Genomic DNA, 17,775 nt, shown 5'->3' with positions numbered 1-17,775 from the left:
AGTGATTTCCCTCAAACGGGACTTTTTTTGCATCATGTATTGTGACAGACTTATTTTTGGCATTGATCATAAAAACAATCCCCAAGTAGGCTTGAGTTTTCCTTATTAGGAGGTAAAAAAACAGGTGGACAAAATAACTGACCCTTACGACACTTTCAAAACCAAAATGTCCAAGTATCCAATCGAACAAAATCATTGGCAAGCCTTCAAAGAAGGAACAACGATTAAACAATTAAAAGCAGGTACATGCATGATCAAGGCTGGCGATCGGGTGCAGCATGCTTATTTTTGCATAACGGGGCTTTTCCGTCTCTTCTATTTGTTACCGGATGGAAGGGAGTACAACGTGGCTTTTACGTTGGAAGATGATTTTGCTACTTCTTATGCAAGTATGATCAACGGGCAGCCTTCTCCTTATTCGATTGAAGCGATGGAGGATTCGATCGTGATTGAAATTCCGTATGATCTGCTTCAAATGTTGATGGATAGAAGTCATATGTGGGAGCGGTTTGTTCGGGTTAGTGTAGAAAGGCTGTATACGAGAAAGGAAGAGCGTGAGAGGGAACTGCTATATTTGCCAGCCATTGAGCGATATCAGGCGTTTTTATTGAAATATCCCGGGTTACATCAACGTATCGCTCAATATCATATTGCCTCATATATTGGCATTTCTCCGGTTTCGCTGAGCAGGCTGCTCCATACAGCTGAACATTAACCTATGTTAATGCATACTCCCTAGATCTGACGTACAATCATCACATCATAGAAGAATCGGGGGTATGATGATGAAATATATGATGGTTGTTTTATTAGAGTTCTATCCATCTTGGCTTGCTTTACCACGAGAGGAGCGAAGAACCCATGCGGCTTCGCTGCAAGAGTTGATGCAGAAATATGAGGAACATGTGACAGTGCGCTTTTTTGATGCTGAAGCTCTTCCAGGTAAAGATTACACAGATTTTGTGATGTGTGAAACGGATGACCTGAAATTCTATCATTTTATATGGGAAGAGATTAGAGATTCTATCCCTTACACAAGTGGTTATGTCAAAATTAAAGAGGTCATCATGGGAATGGAAGATGCTTTTCAAACATATGAAAAAGAATCTCTGAAAATGGATCAGTAATCAAAAACCACCAGCTATCAGGTGGTTTTTTGTACATTCTATTTTTTGGTATAATCAGGGGTAAGGTAAGAACGGATAAATTTTTGAATTGAATCGGAGGTACATATGAAACAGCTTTACATGAAGCAGAAAGTATTTAGCCTGAGCGGCAGGTTTACGGTAAAGGATCAACAGGAGAACGATGTGTATGTGGTTGAGGGCAGCTTTATGAAGATGCCGAAGACGTTTACCATTTTGAATACAGAACGAGATGAAATCGCTGTGATTACGAAGAAAATGTTTACCTTTTTACCGAAGTTTTTAGTAGAAGTTGTTGGTCAAGAGGTATTGACGATTAAAAAAGAGTTTACGTTCTTTAAAGCAAAATATTCAATTGATGCTGCTGGGATCGAAGTGCAAGGTAACTGGTGGGATATGAATTTCCAGGTGCTGCAGAATGGCGAAGTGATCGGTCAGGTGAAGAAGGAATGGTTTACTTGGGGTGACAGCTATAAGGTTGATATCTTGAAAGAAGAAATGGAGCCTGTGATGATTGCGCTCGTTGTTGCGATTGATTGTGTGAAAGCTGATGAAGCAGCGTCTAGGTCTTCGTCGTCGGCAACGACGAATTAATTGGAGGTTTAAATATTGGACAACCTCACTCGCATCATAAGATTAAGAGATGCAGAATTATGGGAGTATGAATTTCTCGATAAAAAAGAAATCATTATTTATTTCTCCATTGCAGATTTAAATAGAAAAGCAACGACCCATGATAACCCGCTAGCTACCCGAGAAGAATTAGATGAAAGAGATAATTACATTTCAATTGATGTCCATAGTAATATAGATCTCAAAAAAACGCTTGAAGAAGATACATTTGATGATTTTATCACCACGATCTCATCTTTAGTAGAGCATATGCACGATTTTCACAATGCTCATGTTTTTACTAATATGCACGTTCATGAAAAAATGGACTTAACAGATTTTCGGTTGGAGAAAGATGAAGATTTGCATGGTGATGAAAAAGAACAGCTCTATACATTTAAACGTTTATGGGTTCAGCAGGCATGCTTTCAAATGATAGAACAACATTTAAATCGAAAAATCAAAGAAATATCTAAAAGTAAATTTTGTCAAGATCTAATATGAGTTTGTGAGGTGAGCACACTGATCACATTCCAATACAAAGTATTTCTAACAGTCGTCGAATGCGGCAGTTTTACAAAAGCCGGGGAGAAGCTTGGGCTGACGCAGTCTGGGGTGAGTCATAATATTGCGAAGCTTGAGTCGGAACTCGGGATTGTGCTGCTTCGGAGGAATCGAAACGGGCTTTCGTTAACGGACGCAGGTGAGCGGGTGATGCCGCATATCCGGCAAATCATGCACCATGCAGCATTGCTTGAGCAGGAGGCAGCGCTGATTCAAGGGATGGAAGTGGGGAGCATTAAGATTGGGACATTCCCCAGTTTTTCTTCAAATGTCCTTCCACGCCTTATTCATCTTTTTACGCAAAGCTATCCGCATATCAAGCTGGAGTTATATGAAGGCGGTTATGAGGAGATTGAGGAATGGATCGCTTCAGGCACGGTTGATGTTGGTTTTTTAACGCAGTCATCGAGGGAATTCGAGACCGTTCCACTTTTTCAGGATGAGTTGGTGGTGCTCATTCAAGAGAATCATCGCTTTCATACGAAGAAAGTGATTGAAGTGGACTCGTTACATGATGAAGCCTTTATCATGCCGAAAGCGGGCTGTGACATACTCGTTAAGAAGCTGTTAAAAGAAAGAGGCGGCGTGAAGCCTCATGTTCTGTTTGAAATTGAAGACAACAATACGCTCATTTCTATGGTGCAAGAAGGGCTTGGGGTCACGATCATTCCAAATTTAGTTTTGCCGCCGCACATACCTCATACGAAAGTCATTCCACTGGAGACGAGCGTCTTTCGTGAGGTCAACTTGGCGCTCAAATCATTCAAAACAGCTTCCCCATCGGCCAAGAGGTGGATCGAAACGGTCAAAAATCATTTTAAATAGAATCTGCTTGAACAGGAAGTCCCCATTCAAGCTGATGTTTTATAAAGTCAATACGCCGCGGATCGTGATGACAGCTGCGCCTGCCACTTTGATCACCGGCTCTGATTCATTTGGAATGACTGTGATACGAAGCAAGCCAGGTCTGCCGATGGCATCCCCTTGGGCAATGTTCAGGTGAGTGATTTCTTGCTGAGAAATGATACCCTCCAAATAAAGATATCCAGCCAACGCCCCGTTTGCTGCCCCAGTCACAGGATCTTCCGGTATACCAATCCCAGGTGCAAAATCCCTCGTATAAAGATCGCATTCTTTTGAGGGGTGAAACGTATAAAGGTGGGTTGTCGAGATGCCATGCTCTTTATTCATTCTAGCTAAAGCCGCTAAGTTTGGTGCCGCTTGATCAATGTCCTGTTGGTTCTTCATCGGAACAAGAAGATGCCAGTTACCGGTGTTTGCTAATTTGATAGGATAGGAGGAATCAATGCGGTCGCTGCTCACACCAAGCATGTCACTAAGCTCTTCTAAATCGATGACAAAATCTCGCGTCTTCGGTGTCACCTGCGTCATTTCCACATCAACGACCTTGCCGTTTTCTTCATGCCATACAACAGGCACAGTGCCGATCTTTGTTTCTAACACGACCCCTGATCTCTCTTTAGCCAGTCCTAGCTCCGTCGCTAGAAGCCACGTCAATCCAACAGTCGCATGCCCGCAGAAATTGACCTCTTCCGTCGGGGTGAAGTATTTGACACGATAATCGGCTTCCTGATTATGGGCAGGAAGCAAGAAGACGGATTCCGGCAAATTCAACTCCTGGGCGATGCTCTGCATGTCATCTTCTGTTAAAAATTCACCATCCAACACCACCCCAGCAGCATTTCCTCCAAATTTCTCAGTTGTAAATGCATCGACGTGGTACACTCTAATGTCTCTCATCTGACGAACCCTCCTATACACTCTTGTTACGTTAATCATAAGTTTGTTTGATGCATTCGTAAAATGAATCTTTTTGATGGTTTAAATCGGAAGTGTTCATGTAAGAGAGGGGTTTTCGCAGAATAATAGTTTGAATAAAGTATAATGAAAGAAAAAATGAAGTGAGGGATGCGACATAGCTCTGGGTGGATACATCAATATCGGACTCGTTTTTTATGAGACCATTCATATACCAAATACTTTTCGTCAATTGATTGATTATCTAGCTCAAAAAGACATGTCTATTACGAAAGTAAAGTTTAGTCTGGACCCTGACGGAGAAACATGGATTGAACACAGTGTTAAAGAAAACATCCTCAAAGACGATGACTTTTCAGGTTATTATACAGAATTTGAATTGTCGGGGTCGAAGCTAAATGATATGACAATCAACATACAAAAAGAAACGGGTTTCGTAGGGTTCGTTCTCAGTTTAAATTGGACAGAGGTTGTTTCTCATGATGTTATTCATCTTCAACAAGAGATCATACGCTGTCTTGTAGATCTTTATCATACGTTTACATTTGAATATGCGTTCATTGGACATGAAATTGAAGTCGAGATTCATCCAAATGAGTTTGAAAAGTGCCTGCTAGAACAGCATGCTTTTCCAGTTGCTCTAATTGGTAAAGTAGATCACATAGACATTTATTATGGTGATGTGGCGATTGATGGCCTTTCTTCTCAAGAAAGAAGGAGGGAATGTTTGAAGATTGAAAGATAATAGTAAAAAAAAGCCTCCTGATACTGGGACTGACCCCCGTTTTTGAGACAGGGATCAAAACACCTTTATAAAACAGCCAGTTGCCGAAACTCTTTTGGTGACTGGCTGTTTAATTTCAATTGAATTCGGATATTGTTATAATAATCAATATACTCCCTGACCGTTTTTTCTACAATGGCTGTTGTAGTGTTTGTCAGGTGGTGGAGATAGAATCCTTCTGTTTTTAAACTGGAGTGGAAGGATTCTATGGGGGCATTATCAGCGGGCATTCCCTTCCGGGACATGCTCATGGTAATGCTTTTTTCCTTTATCTCCTTTTGATAAGCATAAGAAGTGTAGACCGAACCTTGATCACTATGAAGTACGCAGCCTTTAGGTAATGTCTGTAACTGCTTCAATGTATCTAAAACAAGAGAAACATCCTGTTTATCACCAATCGTATAAGCCACAATCTCACTAGTATACAAATCTTTTATGCTGGATAGATAAAGTGGTTTTTGACCAAATGGCAAATACGTTATATCTGTCACCAGTTTTTCAAGTGGCTTTGTCGCAGTAAAATCCTGTTTTAAGTGATTTTCTGCAATATAGTAAGGTTGACCAGTCTGTTTACGCTTTTTTATTTTCACACGACACTGTAAACCGTAGGTTTGCATAATGCGTTGTACTGTCTTATGATTTATTCTCCTTTCTTTTCGCAGTAGGGCCGTTATTTTACGATAACCGTACGTATATTGGTGTGACTCACAAAGCGACGATATGAGGTCAATTAACACTTGCTGTTTTGGCAGGAGATCTTGTTTTTTCCAACGATAAAATGTTGATCTTGCGAGCTCAAACATCTGACAGAATGCACTTACACTTACTGTGTCTTTTACCGCAGCATAAATCGACACGAATGCTTCTTTTTTCACTTCCTTTCCCATTCTATATACTTTTTTAATAGGTCAATTTGTTGCTTTAAATAAAGATTTTCTGTTTTCAACTTCTCGTTCTCATTTTGATATTCTGGTCCTTTCCCGTAGGTATACTGCTTTCCAACTGGTTGATGAAATCGATGGATTTCACCCTCGCGATACCATTTCATCCACGTTTTCACTTGTGTTCTATTCTTAATTCCTAACTTGTCCATGATTTCTTTTGTCGGGATTCCAGCTAACCTCATTTGAACGGCCTCTTCTTTTACACTAATCGGATAACTAACTCTTTTTCCCATACAAAAAACACCTCCAAATTGTTTTCAGATATGCTATACCCGATTTTTCAATTTAAAGGTGTTTTTATTTGTCTCACTTTATGGGGTCAGTCCCACTCTCAGAGGGCTTTTTCCATCCATCACCCATAATAATTATTCGCTTGAATAAAAAATTGGGACTGCATGTAGTTATATGTGATTTTCGAAAAGTCGAAGGGCTGGCCGTTTGTGAGGTGAAAGACCGTCTCGACGCGGAGGGCGGGATCGTCTTGTTTGAGGCCGAGGTGCGTCGCTTCGGTTTCATTCAATTTGCCTACTTGTAAGTACATATCGGAAAAACCGACTTTGAGCCCCAAACCTTCACTGACGAATTTAAAAACAGAGTCGGCAGCAATTTCTGTGTTGAGATAAGGAATGATCGTTTTTCGGTAATAGGATTCTTCTAAACATAGGGTTTGTCCATTGATGTAACGAATGCGTTTCAGGTAAAAAACATCCTCTTCTTGTTCAATGTTCAAATTAAGTGCAGCTTCTTCGGACGGCTTGATGGTGTCTAGCATTAAAACCTCTGATGTCAGTTGAAATTCCTCTAAATCTTTTTTAAACCCTTGGTTGGATAAAAGGCTGATGTAGCCCTTGCGCCGGTGTCTTCGAACAAAGATGCCGCTGCCCCTCACTTGATAGATAATTCCTTTTTTTTCAAGTAATTCTAACGATTTGATAATGGTACTTTTGCTCACAGCAAATTGGCTCATGAGTGTTTCGAGTACAGGGAGCTTATCCCCTTGCTGCAGCTCATGGGTGACAATATATTTTTCAATATCGCTCGCAATTTGTTGATACTTTAACATGGCCATTCCTCTTTGTTTTCACGATTTATTGTCTTTGTATTATAGCACATACCAAATTTCCTTTGATATGCCGATTGAATTATATATGTATTGATAAATTGTACCGGTATAATTATAATGTATATATTAGCAGAAAATGCCCCAACTTTGGCAGGCCATTGATTGGTGTCGCAATTGCGCTGATCTTACCAGTTGTGCTCATTCAAATGTTTGGTTATGGGAACGATATAGTGAAACAGACAGCCGGTGCAACATCTGATAAAGGTCAAGTTGGAGAAAAAATGGATGCTTCGATGAACAATGAAGAAACCATTCCTGCACCGCTTGCAGGGAAAGTGCTCCCGTTATCTGAAGTGCCGGATGCTGTATTTAGCTCTGGGGCGATGGGCAAAGGATTTGCGATGAAAATAAGCCGGCAGTGTCGTCATGCTTGCACCGAGAAAGCAGGCGATTGGACTGCGTTCAGAATTCGGTATGAAGTTACTTGTTCATGTAGGAATTGATACGGTTTCGCTAGATGGCTCAGCATTTACTCTTCATATCAAAGAAGGCAGCAAAGGTGAAGAAGGGTGACTTGTTGATGACATTTAATCAAGAAGCCAGTGAACACGAAGGACACCGGTCATCATCATAATTGTGAAATAGGAGGAATGAATAATGACTTTACCAAAAGATTTTCTATGGGGCGGCGCATTAGCTGCACATCAATTTGAAGGTGGATGGAACGAAGCAGGAAAAGGCCCAAGTGTTGTAGATGTGATGACAGCTGGTGCTCACGGAGTACCGAGACAAATAACTGAAACGATAGAAGAAGATACATTTTATCCGAATCATGAAGCGATCGATTTCTATCATCGTTATAAGGAAGATATCGCGATGTTTGCCGAAATGGGTTTAAAATGTTTACGTACATCGATCGGCTGGAGCCGGATTTTCCCTAAGGGAGATGAAGCAGAACCGAATGAAGCAGGTTTACAGTTCTATGATGATGTTTTTGATGAACTGCTCAAGCATGGCATTGAGCCTGTGATTACGCTGTCGCACTTTGAGATGCCGCTCCATTTAGCAAGAGAGTACGGTGGGTTCCGCAGCCGAAAAGTTGCTGAGTATTTCGTGAAATTCGCAGAAGTGTGCTTCAATCGATACAAAGACAAGGTCACATACTGGATGACATTTAATGAAATCAATAACAAAATGGATGTCAACAACCCACTATTCCTTTGGACAAACTCAGGAGTATCAGTCAAAGAAGGCGAAAATGCCAAAGAAGTCATGTATCAAGCAGGACACCATGAATTACTTGCAAGTGCATGGGCAGTAGCCAAAGGAAAAGAGATCAATCCTGCTTTCAAAATTGGAGCGATGGTTTCTCACGTGCCAATCTATCCGTATTCTTCAAATCCAGAGGATGTCATGCTCGCAGAGGAATATATGAGACAGCGCTATTTCTTCCCAGATGTACAAGTGCGCGGCTACTATCCGAGCTATGCATTAAAAGAATTTGAACGCGAAGGCTATCATATTCCATTTGAAGAAGGCGATGAAGAAAGCTTAAGAAAAGGGAAAGTGGATTATCTAGGCTTTAGCTACTACATGTCGACAACAGTTAAAAGTGATACGGTGTCTGATCACAACGGAGACATTGTCAACGGAGCCCTGCCGCATGGTGTAGATAACCCTTATATCAAATCAAGTGACTGGGGCTGGTCCATTGACCCGACAGGCTTAAGATATACATTGAATCGTTTTTACGATCGCTATCAAATCCCGTTATTCATCGTAGAGAATGGATTTGGTGCAATAGATCAAGTGGAAGAAGACGGTTCTATTCACGATCCAGAAAGAATTCAATATCTCGCTTCTCATATCAAAGCACTGAAAAAAGCCATTGAATACGATGGTGTCGACCTTATTGGCTACACACCTTGGGGCATCATTGATATTGTGTCATTCACAACAGGCGAAATGAAAAAACGCTACGGCATGATCTACGTTGACCGCGACAACGAAGGAAACGGCTCAATGAAGCGCCTTAAAAAAGATTCGTTTACTTGGTATCAAAACGTCATCGCCACGAATGGTGAAGAAGTGTAATAAAGGAAAATAGAGCCCGGATGAGCGTGGTATATGCTTGTTCGGGTTTTTCTGTTTCTTTCGACAAAAATGGTGAGTATATCCTTTTATTCACAAGAAATAAGTCTTATAATTTAGTAAGAATATTTATGGGATGGAATAGGAGAGATCGTTAATGACAAAATGGTGGATGGTTCGCGCAGGTGACCAAAATGAGTTAATTTCAATTTGGGAAAAGGAAGGTATTGCATCAATCGGGTGGCCGAAATTAGGTAATCCAAAACAATATCAAACAAAGCAAGAGATGAATGATCGAGCTGATGTTATCTTCGCCGAGAGCAAACCGTTTACAAGAAGAAGCTGGGTTAGTCAGGTATGGAGGTTTAGTAGAGAAATTCAAAAGGGAGATCGAATTATTACATACATAAAAGAAAGCCGTGAATATCGAGTTGGTACGGTGACTGCTCCACATTTTTTTGATGAAGCAACAGGGGATAAAATGTATCCAAATCATATTCAAGTCAACTGGGAACCAATCGCATTGAAACGAGATTCTTTCAGCCAATCAGCCAAAAACAGCCTTGGTTCTATATCAACTGTTTTTCGTGTAGATGATTGGGGAGAGGAAATTGAACACCTACTGAAAAACCCTACTTCTATACCAGCATACGAAGATGAAACAGAAGAAGATGAAATTATTGAAGATTTAGTCAGCAAAGCAACTGTGATGATTGCAGATAAGGTGGATAAATTAGACCCGTGGAAGATGCAAGACTTAGTCGGGGGCCTACTGCAAGCTATGTCATACAATGTTCGTGTAAGTCCAAAAGGTCCTGACGGCGGTGTAGATGTATTAGCTTATAAAGATGCATTTGGATTTGAAAAACCTATTATTAAAGTACAAGTCAAGCATCGAAAAACTTCAGCAAGTGCACCAGAAGTGCAACAATTATTAGGAGCTAACCCCATGAATGCAAATAGTTTATTTGTTTCTACTGGCGGATTTACCTCTCATGCAAAAGCTGTTGCGAAGCATAATGAAGTTCATCTATTGGACTTAGAAGAACTCGTCAATCTTATTGTACAATGGTATGAGGACATGCCAACAGAGACAAGATCTTTATTACCTTTGAAAAAGGTGTATGTACCTGAGTGATTTTTTATTGTTTAAGTTTTATTAATGCCTGAATACAAAGAAAAAAGAGAGCAATAGCGACAAAATAGTTCATTGGATTGTGAAAGATCTTCATGTTCAAGGATATTTGAAGAAGAATCCAAAAGCCGAATATCACCATAACAGCAGGAATGATTTTTTTATACACATTGATTCTCCTTTCGAGAGTAGTTTTGTTTTTAATTGGCATTGTCTCATATCATTGCAAAGGTTGAAAAGAGATAAAGATATGAAAAGGCACCATGACACGATTTGGTATAATTGATCTATAAAAGCGATAAATGGTAGATAAAGAATAGGAGTTGTTGAAATGAATCAAACTCTGCAAATGGGTGCCAATACCGTACTAAACTCTCCAAAGGGACAAGTATCCATCAGTTATGAAGTGTCATCTGCAATTGACATTTCTTTAACGGCGTTTCTCTTAACAGATTCAGACCTAGTTCAAGGAGATAATGGCATTATTTTTTACAATCAGCCGGAGAGTGCCACGGGTGTCGCGACACTTTTACCAGCAGAGATATCAGGTCAGTTGAAAAGGCATCAATTGAATTTTGATATGAGCAAAGTGCCTGCAGGAATCACAAAGATGGCGATTACACTAACAGAAGATCAAGGAATTGATTTTTCTCAAGTGAAGAATCTGCAAGCAGAAATTCGAACAGGTGATAAGGTGCTATACCTAACACCAGTAAACTTTACAAATGAAAAGGGTATTGTCGTAGTAGAGCTATATATCAGAAATAGTGAGACGAAAGCGCGATCCATCTGGCGTGGCTTCGATTCTGGATTGGAAGGGCTATGCAAGCTTTATGGGGTGGAGATTGAACCTGATGAACAAGATGTTTCTTCGCCTCCTCAAATGGCTTCTGAAAAACAAATTGATGAGCCTGCTTCAATGAAGACAGCCGCTGCACCTATCAGCTTAGAGAAAGTTCAAGGTAAAATTAGTCTAGACAAAGGTCATAAACCGATCATCATTGAAAAAACGCCTGAGATTACAGCCACAGTATCCTGGGAGTCTGGAACCGATTATGATATTTATGCATTGATCTATACGAAGTCAGGAAAACAAATAGATGTGGCCATGTTTGGCGCAAAAGGTGTTCCTGCTCTCAAAAGTTACGGTAACGGAGCTGTAGAGCATCTGGGAGATGTCGGTAGGGACCGTGAATCGATGAAAACAGAAGTTATTAAACTACGGTTAAATGACGGAATTCTTGCTGTCGTTCCAGTTGTTTATTCTGCTCAATCAAACGGAACAGGTTCATTTTATAGATATAGAGTATCTATGAGTATCGATAATCACCAAGGAACGTCTGTGACAATTCATGCCAAACATGCGAATGATAATGATCGGATTTATACTTGTGTGCCGGGGATGCTTCAAAATACAAATGATGGGGTCATCATCCGTCCGCTAGAGCTTTACAGCAAACCAAATTCCGAGCGCAGACCTAAATTAAAAATGAAGTCATCTAATGAAATTGACGTTTTGATGGATAAAGGACCGATCAATGATTATAAATAAATAAATAAAATGAATGTATGGCTGGACAAAGCAAAGTGCATTGTCTAGCTTATTTTATTTGACCGTTAAATAGAGAGTCTGTTCCATTTTTTAGATCATTTAGACTATTTTTCCTTTTTGGAGGTCACGGATCAATAATGGAGGGAGTGACTTCTTCTGGGCAAGATACTTGATGCAAAAGCACTAACCAGTGCCATGGACACAAGGGCAAAACACTATCAGGAACTCCGCGAACAAATGGTCGATTTAAAAAAGGCATTACAAGGTGTTGCCAACCTCGGTGATGACTTCACTGGGAAAGGCGCAGATAATATTAAAAGTTTCTATAAAGAGCTTGCTGGAAATGTAGACATGTTTATCAGCTTCATTGATAAGCAAAAAGCCTTTCATGAAGGTGTTTCTGGGACACTTGATGATATGAGCTTTGGCGGCGATACCTTTGTAGAAGAACACTTTTTAGACAACGCAGTACATATGGGCATCAAAAACGCCAAAAGCATTGTAAAGGATCAAAAAAGGCACTCAAAACAATTTTTGAAGACATTGATGATCTCATTTCTCTAGAGGTATTTGATAGTCAAACCTTTGATGAAAAAATAGAAGATGCGGAAGATGAACGAAAAAAGACGGTCAAAGACCTAAGAGAGCTTGATCAAAATTTAAAAGATGAATATGCTTTGTCAGAAACGGAGCAGAAAGCTACAATGGCATTGTACGCTGAAATGATGAATGCGACAAATGACGGAAAAGCGATTTCGCCTATGAATTTTGACAAGAAAGCGTATCAAAATAGCGAAATCTACAAGGTAAAAAGCGATATTGAAAAGCAAACTTCTGAATATCTGAAAATCAAAAAAGAACAAGAAGAAGCCCGCAAGATCGCTAAGGAACAAGAAGCACTCGCCAACCGCCCTTGGTATGAAAAAGCCCTCGATTATGGTGGGAACATCGGCAGGCCGCATTTTCAAAGGCGGAAAAGCAGTCTATAAAACGACCCAAGCCACATCAGCCGCAGTCAGGGCAGTCGATATCTACAAGACATCACAGACGCCCTGAAAACATCTCAAAAAGGCTTATATGGCCTCACCGCCACTAACGGCTTCAGCGAAGCGATCACAGGCCGAGACATGTTTGGAAACAAGATCTCGAAAGAACAGCAGGAAGCGAGTATGAACGCGGCGCTGGGAATGCTTTTGCCGATTGGGGCAAAAGGGTTTCATGGTAAGATGAGGGTAAAGGGTAATAAGATAGATTCTGATACAATAAAAAAATATATTAGAGATATAGAAGGACGAACAGGCAGAGAGTTACCTAAAAACCAAACTGAGAAGTTGAAAGAAGCCTTAAGAAATAAAGAATATAAAAAAATGACACCAATAGAAACAGCTAAGCATAGAGCAGAATTTGATAAAGTAAAAAATACAGTAATCAAAAAGTGGGAAGAAAATACTGGGCAAAAGTGGCCTGAGTATAATGAAAATGTTATTTCAGAAAAAACAGGTAAAATAATTAGGAAAAAAGGAGATAAGTATGATGCTCATCATATAATTGAGAATACATTTGGAGGAGAGCATGAATGGTGGAATATGCATCCTGCAAAATTCCCAAATGAGCATCAAGCTGGTATTCATAGGAAAGGTTCACCAGCAAACGAACTATTTAAAGGAGGTAAAAAATAATGGGATACGAATCTATGAAGGCAAATCAAGAAAATAGTTTTCATCCAGTAACTGAAAATGAAATAAAAGAGGTTGAGAAGGAACTCGATTTAAAATTTCCTAAGGAGTTAGTTAATTTTTATATAGAGGTTGGCTACGGGTTTATTAAAGGTTCAGAGTTTAATATCAATCGTATTATGGATCCTTATTCTGTCAGAGATTTTCGATTAAGAGTTAATGATTTTGAGTTTTATCCTGATATAGAAATCTATGATGAATTTGAAAATAACAAACTAATATTTTTTGAAGGTAGTGAATCAGCTTTAATGTCAATTGAATTGAATGAAAAGAATAGCAGTCCGGTTTACTATTATGATATTCAAATTGCGATTTCTCTTGGAGAATTTTTAAGAAAAATAGAAGAAAATGATAAATATTACTTGGAGTTACTAGTTGATTAAAAAAATAAAACGCATACCTTGATTGGCTAAATGCCTTTCAAGGTTTTTTACTTTAATTAATATTAAACTACCTGATATTTGAATGAGTTAATAAGAAAATGACTAGTTTGAGAATCGAGACCATGATGATAGTACCATCAAGGAGCTGATTGCTTTATATAGTTAAATATGTTTAAGGGAGACGGTCGTATAATACTCGCTATTCGTTTAAAAAACATTACTTTATGTAACGGGAGGATAAAAAGTTGAACGTAGTTAGGTATATACGTGTCTCCATTCAAGGGTAAGAAAGAGATGGATACAGCTTGAAATTTAAGAAGATGAAATTAAAGCGTACTATAAAAAATAAGGCTTGAACTTGAAATACAGCTTTACAGATGAAGGAATCAGTGAAGCAAACAGGTTTTAATTCAATCACAGGCGAAAAGCTCACCGCAGCAGGCTACATCCCAATCGTCGGCTGGGCAGGCCGCATTTTCAAAGGCGGAAAAGCTGTCTATAAAACGACTCAAGCCACATCAGCTGCAGTCAGAGCAGTCGACATTTACAAGTCATCACAAAAATCCTTTGACGCCCTAAAGACATCTCAAAAAGGCTTATATGGCCTCACCGCCACCAACGGCTTCAGCGAAGCGATCACAGGCCGAGACATGTTTGGAAATAAGATTTCGAAAGAACAGCAGGAAGCTAGTATGAACGCAGCGCTGGGGATGCTTTTGCCGTTTGGTAAAAAGAGCTTCAATGGTAGTCTGAGGATCGGTGAACAAAAAGTTGCTGAGAAAATTATAGCAGAAAGAACCAAGGGATTAGATTTAAAGAAGCACCCTATACAAAGAAAGCAGTTAAGCGCTAAGAAGATGAAAGAATTGAAAGACAAATTTGAGAATAGGACGATTACGAAATTAGAATACGAAAATTATAAATGGAATAAAAAGTTTGCCAAACATAGAAACACTGGTGTGAATGAGTTTTGGTATCAGGAACGTCAAAGGATTTTGAATAAAGAGGATCCAACCAGAAACTGGGATAAGCAGCAATTAAGTGATATTCTAAATGGTAAGAAGCCTAAAGTAGATGGAAAAACTGTGCAAGGTCATCATTCTTACAGTGCATCACAATATCCACATTTAGCGAACAAAGGTGAAATTATATATCCAGCTACACCAAATGAACATTTTAATGGTTGGCATGGAGGTAATTGGAAGAACAGTCTGCCTGGAGAAAGAATTAAACCTATTGACGATTTCTAAACTATGGAGGAGAAAATAAATGCCTGAAATGAAAATGCGAATAGAGAAAGATGATAATCAAATCAAATATATCTCGATTCTAAGAAAACATACAGATAAAAGTATTTCTGAAATAAAAGAAGCAATAAATAAAAATGATTTTATTTTATCTTATAATTTATTAGATATTGATGAATTGAAAGAGATGAAAAAAATGATCAGTTTACTAGAAAAAGCTGGAGCTGAAATGCATATTTATGAAGATAGTCGAGAGGTTAGTGTTGAATTTTTAGATATTCTTATTGAATCTTATTTGGATACAGAAAAGTATCTAGAAGAAGTTGACGAGCAGATAAATGAAGATTAAATTTTGTGGCTTTAAACAAATGACGAGTTGGCCTGTATAAATTAGTCACTATAAACCTTTAGTATGAAGGTGACTAACTTATATGAAGTATTCATATGAATTTAAGGAAGATCAATTTGGTAACTTAGCAATAATACCCCCAGAAGAAATAAGTGTTTTCGCAGATTTTATACAAGATATTTCAACAGTAGAAGAAGTGGATGAGTATTTAGGGATATATTCAAAATGTTATAGATGGAGCATACGAAAAATTTGAAATTACATTGAATGCTACAAATGTAATTATCAAAAAAAATGAAACAATAGTTGAACATTAAATAATATTATTGACGAGTAGAAACATAATGATTCAGGCACTTGGTTAGTTCTTCAGGCTACAAGTGCTTTTGTTTAATTAGAAATCTGAAGATGTTTGATACAAAAAGTACGGTAACCCTAAAATGGTGATTTCTATGAATAACAACAGAAACCCAAAAATCAAAACCTTAAAAAGAAAAAGCAGAAGAAACCACTTAATAAACAAATTAAGCTATATGACACTTCCAGAACACCCCTCTTTAGCTATCGAGGAAAATCAATTGTTTTGTCAGAAGGTGTTTGCTTTCCTTCAATCGAGAGAACATAAAATTGAAATACATGGAGAACACTATCGAGAGCATGAAACTTAAAGTGAATGTGAATGAAGTTTTTATTCATTTAAATTGCCTACTTGAGCAAACAAAATTTTTAAGTGGGTATGGGCATTTTATTTTAGCGGCAGAGGATTTTCGTTTTGGATTATGCAACGAGAGAACAGAATATTTTTATGAGCTAATTATTTGGGGCTGTATGAATGAACGATGAACAGAATTGAGACATCATTTAAGGAGTGGCAGTTAACCACTCCTTTTTTCTATCGATGGTGTCATACGCTTGATCGATGAATTCCCTTCAAATTTAAGCAATTCACTATCTTTACCTTTCTCATTCGTATAAAATAAGAGCAGTGAAAAATTGAAGAAATGCTTGATACATGAAGGGCGTGTAAGCTGTGAGCTGCATGACATGATGAGATGTATGAACGTGAAGGCTGTAAAGCTGTTCTTTCTCACATATGAGATCTTGTAAGCGTAACCATTATTTGTCACTTCATTGCGATGGTGTTGAGGGGTGTGTCAGGATGAGGAATCCGTATGTGAGAACGGCTTCTAGTCTGTATATTAATTATTTTTTATTGGGTATGGTCAATATTATTTTGGCGTCAAATATGCCATTTTTAATCAAACAATTAGATACCAATAGTGCGGGAATTAGTTATATGATTTCGGCACTTGGCATTGGCAGGGTGCTCACGTATGGTTTATCAGGCGTACTGTCAGATCGTTTTGGGCGAAAGCCGGTCATTTTGGTTTCTGGTGTGCTGATGGCGGTGTTCCTCATTGGAATCCCATTGTCTCCGAATTATCAAATCGCGTTTGCGTTTGCGATTTTGGCAGGGGTCGCGAATTCGGCAATGGATGCAGGAACGTATCCTGCGTTAATGGAGGCGTTTCCGCAAAACTCGGGGTCTGCGAATGTGATGGTGAAGGCCTTTATCTCCATTGGAGCAACCATTTTGCCTCTGGCGATTTATTTTTTAGCACAGCATGATTTGTTTTATGGAATTTCATTTTTTGTTCCTGCTCTGATCTATCTTGTGAATGTCTTGATGCTGTGGACCTTGCCATTTCCGAATCATCGCAAGGAGGAGCAAGTCCAGGTTACGGAGCATGACGGACTTCCGCGCTTCTCGATAGAGCCTACATTTTGGAGAGAAGGGATCGCACTCATTGTGATCAGCTTTACGTCAAATGGGCTGTATGCGCTGCCGCAAATTTGGCTTCCTACGTATGGTGAGGCCATCTTGGGGATGGCATCGGGCAGTGCTGTGAAACTGCTCAGTTACTATAGCATGGGCGGGCTGCTCTCTGTCGTGATGCTCGCGTTTCTTTTGCGCCGTTTTGTCCGTCCGGTCACTGTACTGCTGATCTATCCAATCATTACACTTGTTTCCATTTGTGTGCTCTTGGTCGTGAAATCTCCAGTCATAGGAACCGTCAATGCTTTTATATTGGGATTTTCAACCGCAGGGGTTTTTCAGCTGACGTTAACTGTGATGGCTGAATTCTTCTGGAAAAACAAAGGGACGATGACAGGGATTATCTCCACAGCGGGCGGCGTGTCGGCTATCGTCATCCCGGTCGTAACAGGTTTAATTCAGAGTCACGCGTCCATTTTACAAATCTTTATGTTCGACGCAGTGGTGGCTGTTGCGGCCATTATCGGCGCACTGTATATCCTGTATCGATACCGCCAAGTCATGGTACATGATTAAAAAAAAGACGACCTCCGCAGGAAGTCGTCTCAGCGTGT

The 17,775-nt window shown here is 39.4% G+C and carries 16 protein-coding genes and 5 pseudogenes; 18 read left to right on the top strand and 3 right to left on the bottom strand.

Going from position 1 to position 17,775, the window contains the following annotated elements:
* Positions 1–124 precede the first annotated feature (124 nt).
* The 5 genes from M1D81_RS18945 (at position 125) to M1D81_RS18925 (ending at position 3,146) form a co-directional block, all read left to right on the top strand.
* Positions 125–715 carry a Crp/Fnr family transcriptional regulator gene (locus tag M1D81_RS18945; RefSeq protein WP_456266008.1) on the top strand — a complete coding sequence of 197 codons (591 nt, stop codon included), beginning with the start codon at positions 125–127 and terminating at the stop codon, positions 713–715.
* Positions 716–785: 70 nt separating this feature from the next.
* Positions 786–1,127, top strand: a complete 342-nt coding sequence (locus M1D81_RS18940) for a darcynin family protein (RefSeq protein ID WP_456266009.1) — start codon at positions 786–788, stop codon at positions 1,125–1,127.
* 105 nt (positions 1,128–1,232) lie between these two features.
* A complete protein-coding gene (locus M1D81_RS18935) occupies positions 1,233–1,739 on the top strand; it encodes an LURP-one-related/scramblase family protein (protein ID WP_456266010.1) in 507 nt (168 codons plus the stop codon).
* Positions 1,740–1,754: 15 nt separating this feature from the next.
* Entirely contained in the window at positions 1,755–2,261 is a 507-nt protein-coding gene (locus tag M1D81_RS18930) for a hypothetical protein (RefSeq protein WP_456266011.1), read from the top strand.
* Between the two features lie 9 nt (positions 2,262–2,270).
* On the top strand, positions 2,271–3,146 hold the full coding sequence (locus M1D81_RS18925; RefSeq protein WP_456266012.1) for a LysR family transcriptional regulator: 876 nt from the start codon (positions 2,271–2,273) through the stop codon (positions 3,144–3,146).
* A 39-nt stretch (positions 3,147–3,185) separates the two neighbouring features.
* On the opposite strand, the gene M1D81_RS18920 is transcribed toward M1D81_RS18925, so the two are convergent.
* Positions 3,186–4,082, bottom strand: coding sequence for a PhzF family phenazine biosynthesis protein (locus M1D81_RS18920; protein WP_456266013.1), 897 nt, complete (start codon positions 4,080–4,082; stop codon positions 3,186–3,188).
* 175 nt (positions 4,083–4,257) lie between these two features.
* Between M1D81_RS18920 and M1D81_RS18915 the strand changes: the two genes are divergently transcribed.
* Positions 4,258–4,845, top strand: coding sequence for an Imm64 family immunity protein (locus tag M1D81_RS18915; protein WP_456270906.1), 588 nt, complete (start codon positions 4,258–4,260; stop codon positions 4,843–4,845).
* 65 nt (positions 4,846–4,910) lie between these two features.
* On the opposite strand, the gene M1D81_RS18910 is transcribed toward M1D81_RS18915, so the two are convergent.
* Both M1D81_RS18910 and M1D81_RS18905 read right to left on the bottom strand, forming a co-directional pair.
* Positions 4,911–6,061, bottom strand: a protein-coding gene (locus tag M1D81_RS18910) for an IS3 family transposase (protein ID WP_456266015.1) whose coding sequence is annotated in 2 segments (ribosomal slippage) — positions 4,911–5,791 and positions 5,791–6,061 — 1,152 coding nt in all. Because the reading frame shifts where the segments join, the coding sequence is not laid out codon by codon here.
* Positions 6,062–6,180: 119 nt separating this feature from the next.
* Complete coding sequence (locus M1D81_RS18905; RefSeq protein WP_073208095.1) at positions 6,181–6,891, bottom strand: GntR family transcriptional regulator; 711 nt, start codon at positions 6,889–6,891, stop codon at positions 6,181–6,183.
* Positions 6,892–7,097: 206 nt separating this feature from the next.
* Between M1D81_RS18905 and M1D81_RS18900 the strand changes: the two are divergent.
* The 12 genes and pseudogenes from M1D81_RS18900 to M1D81_RS18845 all read left to right on the top strand — a co-directional run bounded on the left by M1D81_RS18900 (position 7,098) and on the right by M1D81_RS18845 (position 17,737).
* A pseudogene (locus tag M1D81_RS18900) lies at positions 7,098–7,464 on the top strand (PTS sugar transporter subunit IIA).
* An 81-nt stretch (positions 7,465–7,545) separates the two neighbouring features.
* Positions 7,546–8,985: a 6-phospho-beta-glucosidase BglA gene (bglA, locus tag M1D81_RS18895; protein WP_456267080.1), complete on the top strand. Its 1,440-nt coding sequence runs from the start codon at positions 7,546–7,548 to the stop codon at positions 8,983–8,985.
* A 154-nt stretch (positions 8,986–9,139) separates the two neighbouring features.
* Positions 9,140–10,120 carry a restriction endonuclease gene (locus M1D81_RS18890; RefSeq protein WP_456266016.1) on the top strand — a complete coding sequence of 327 codons (981 nt, stop codon included), beginning with the start codon at positions 9,140–9,142 and terminating at the stop codon, positions 10,118–10,120.
* 328 nt (positions 10,121–10,448) lie between these two features.
* The gene (locus M1D81_RS18885; RefSeq protein ID WP_456266017.1) at positions 10,449–11,669 is read left to right on the top strand and encodes a TerD family protein; all 1,221 of its coding nucleotides are present in this window, start codon (positions 10,449–10,451) and stop codon (positions 11,667–11,669) included.
* A 195-nt stretch (positions 11,670–11,864) separates the two neighbouring features.
* A pseudogene (locus tag M1D81_RS18880) lies at positions 11,865–12,658 on the top strand (T7SS effector LXG polymorphic toxin).
* A gap of 249 nt (positions 12,659–12,907) precedes the next feature.
* A pseudogene (locus M1D81_RS18875) lies at positions 12,908–13,348 on the top strand (LXG family T7SS effector ribonuclease toxin YxiD); the annotation flags it as partial.
* On the top strand, positions 13,348–13,788 hold the full coding sequence (locus M1D81_RS18870) for an SMI1/KNR4 family protein (RefSeq protein WP_456266018.1): 441 nt from the start codon (positions 13,348–13,350) through the stop codon (positions 13,786–13,788). The pseudogene M1D81_RS18875 and the gene M1D81_RS18870, both read left to right, overlap by 1 nt.
* A gap of 398 nt (positions 13,789–14,186) precedes the next feature.
* Positions 14,187–15,038 (top strand): annotated as a pseudogene (locus tag M1D81_RS18865) (hypothetical protein); the annotation flags it as partial.
* Positions 15,039–15,057: 19 nt separating this feature from the next.
* Complete coding sequence (locus tag M1D81_RS18860) at positions 15,058–15,384, top strand: hypothetical protein (protein WP_456266019.1); 327 nt, start codon at positions 15,058–15,060, stop codon at positions 15,382–15,384.
* An 82-nt stretch (positions 15,385–15,466) separates the two neighbouring features.
* Positions 15,467–15,698, top strand: a pseudogene (locus M1D81_RS18855) (tRNA-Val4); the annotation flags it as partial.
* 343 nt (positions 15,699–16,041) lie between these two features.
* A complete protein-coding gene (locus tag M1D81_RS18850; protein WP_456266020.1) occupies positions 16,042–16,227 on the top strand; it encodes a YxiF family protein in 186 nt (61 codons plus the stop codon).
* A gap of 316 nt (positions 16,228–16,543) precedes the next feature.
* Positions 16,544–17,737 carry an MFS transporter gene (locus M1D81_RS18845; RefSeq protein ID WP_456266021.1) on the top strand — a complete coding sequence of 398 codons (1,194 nt, stop codon included), beginning with the start codon at positions 16,544–16,546 and terminating at the stop codon, positions 17,735–17,737.
* The last annotated feature ends 38 nt before the right edge of the window (positions 17,738–17,775 follow it).

The sequence above is a fragment of the Bacillus sp. JZ105 genome (assembly GCF_053903125.1).
Note: the sequence above shows the minus strand (reverse complement) of the source record. Positions and strands in the feature narration are given on the sequence as shown.

What these genes read in the sequence shown, in the direction of transcription:
- M1D81_RS18860 (WP_456266019.1), top strand. Translation starts at nt 15,058, where the DNA reads ATGCCTGAAATGAAAATGCGAATAGAGAAAGATGATAATCAAATCAAA.
- M1D81_RS18940 (WP_456266009.1), top strand. Translation starts at nt 786, where the DNA reads ATGAAATATATGATGGTTGTTTTATTAGAGTTCTATCCATCTTGGCTT.
- M1D81_RS18870 (WP_456266018.1), top strand. Translation starts at nt 13,348, where the DNA reads ATGGGATACGAATCTATGAAGGCAAATCAAGAAAATAGTTTTCATCCA.
- M1D81_RS18845 (WP_456266021.1), top strand. Translation starts at nt 16,544, where the DNA reads ATGAGGAATCCGTATGTGAGAACGGCTTCTAGTCTGTATATTAATTAT.
- M1D81_RS18905 (WP_073208095.1), bottom strand. Translation starts at nt 6,891, where the DNA reads ATGTTAAAGTATCAACAAATTGCGAGCGATATTGAAAAATATATTGTC.
- M1D81_RS18920 (WP_456266013.1), bottom strand. Translation starts at nt 4,082, where the DNA reads ATGAGAGACATTAGAGTGTACCACGTCGATGCATTTACAACTGAGAAA.
- M1D81_RS18935 (WP_456266010.1), top strand. Translation starts at nt 1,233, where the DNA reads ATGAAACAGCTTTACATGAAGCAGAAAGTATTTAGCCTGAGCGGCAGG.
- M1D81_RS18885 (WP_456266017.1), top strand. Translation starts at nt 10,449, where the DNA reads ATGAATCAAACTCTGCAAATGGGTGCCAATACCGTACTAAACTCTCCA.
- M1D81_RS18850 (WP_456266020.1), top strand. Translation starts at nt 16,042, where the DNA reads ATGAAACTTAAAGTGAATGTGAATGAAGTTTTTATTCATTTAAATTGC.
- M1D81_RS18890 (WP_456266016.1), top strand. Translation starts at nt 9,140, where the DNA reads ATGACAAAATGGTGGATGGTTCGCGCAGGTGACCAAAATGAGTTAATT.